The organism is Endozoicomonas sp. ONNA1 (assembly GCF_024606325.1).
GTDB lineage: Bacteria > Pseudomonadota > Gammaproteobacteria > Pseudomonadales > Endozoicomonadaceae > Endozoicomonas_A.
Window position 1 is genome coordinate 1 of sequence record NZ_JAHHPN010000706.1, and the last position, 1,236, is coordinate 1,236.

Genomic DNA, 1,236 nt, shown 5'->3' on the forward strand with positions numbered 1-1,236 from the left:
GAGTCGATTCAGTCATGGTGAGAACGGCTTTTTCTATGGACTTGCTCATCACATTTCTCCTCTTGGCTGATCGACGGCACCTCTATCCATGCATCGGCTGAGAAGAGAAAAACATTGCCTGAATTCAAGTCATAAATTAACTATCGATATTGACAATTCATCTGAAGCCTTCAAACACTTGCCCAAAGCAAATCCGAAAGCCCCCCAATGTAGAAAGCACTATCTTTCAGTATTCAAACCCAAAATGCCTTCTTTGAACTTCTGGTTGGGCGGAGTTTCACCAATCCATACCTTTAGTATTGCGTTGAATAGTTTCTTGCCAGGTATAATCCCCTTCTCCTCTCCTGCGATAATGACTCTCGCTCCCTTGCCGGGAATATATTCAAAGGTTCCGGACTCTCCTTTCTTCAGAGTGCCATCAATCATACCCATAAACTGAGCAATACCTTTTTCCAGATCCTTTTGCTCTTCTTCGGAAGTATTGATCTGAATCGCTTCATAGAACGCATTGGCCATTCGTCTTGCGCTCATTTTCGATAACAGAATAGTGAAGCTCATTCTCTGATAACTCTCTTCAGAGAGTATGTGGTAAACGTCAGAGGAGGGGTTTTCAAGGTAGAGTGCACCAATGTATCCGTCTACCACCAAATACCATGTTCGTACTGCTGCACCCTGAAGTTGTAAAACAGTGCCGTCCGGCACCTTCACAACATCAGGAATCTCGACGCCCTTCATGGAAAGAGCGTGTGCTGATTGCCAGAGCGCCATCCCAAATACGACAATAAACAACTTTTTCATAAGTATCCTTTGGGTATTATTATTGTTGTTTGCCCCGCCATCTTACAGCAGCCGATACGTTATTCCCATTTTTGCAACCAACGTGATGATAAAAACTCAGAAGGATGATCCAGGCTGCTGAAGAAAGCTCAATTCTTCATCGGTACTTTCTCGTTCAAGAAGGCTATTGCGATGGGGAAAGCGTCCGAACCTGGCAATAATATCACGATGTTTGACCGCAAAATCCAGTGAACCTGCAAGGTATTGTTGGTAGCTGTCTCCAGCCCCGCCAACTATGCTTTCAAACAGCCTCACACATTGATCCTGATCCTCAAGCGATTCACTGTGCATGAAAGGCATGACAAAAAAAGTCTGTTGCAGCTCCGTCAGCCGATCCAGTTGCCCCAGCTCCACCCCCTCTTTGGAAATCGCCAGAGCAGTACGATCGTACTTAAATGA

General features: G+C 45.1%; 2 protein-coding genes. Both read right to left on the bottom strand.

Annotated elements, in window-relative coordinates:
* Positions 1–219 precede the first annotated feature (219 nt).
* Positions 220–798 (bottom strand): chalcone isomerase family protein, encoded by a 579-nt coding sequence (locus KDK19_RS16575; protein WP_257253986.1) that lies wholly within the window; start codon positions 796–798, stop codon positions 220–222.
* Between the two features lie 96 nt (positions 799–894).
* The coding region (locus KDK19_RS16580) for a DUF924 family protein (RefSeq protein ID WP_257292399.1) at positions 895–1,236 on the bottom strand (342 nt) is incomplete at its 5' end.

Coding starts and splice junctions, on each gene's coding strand:
- KDK19_RS16575 (WP_257253986.1), bottom strand. CDS start 798: ATGAAAAAGTTGTTTATTGTCGTATTTGGGATGGCGCTCTGGCAATCA.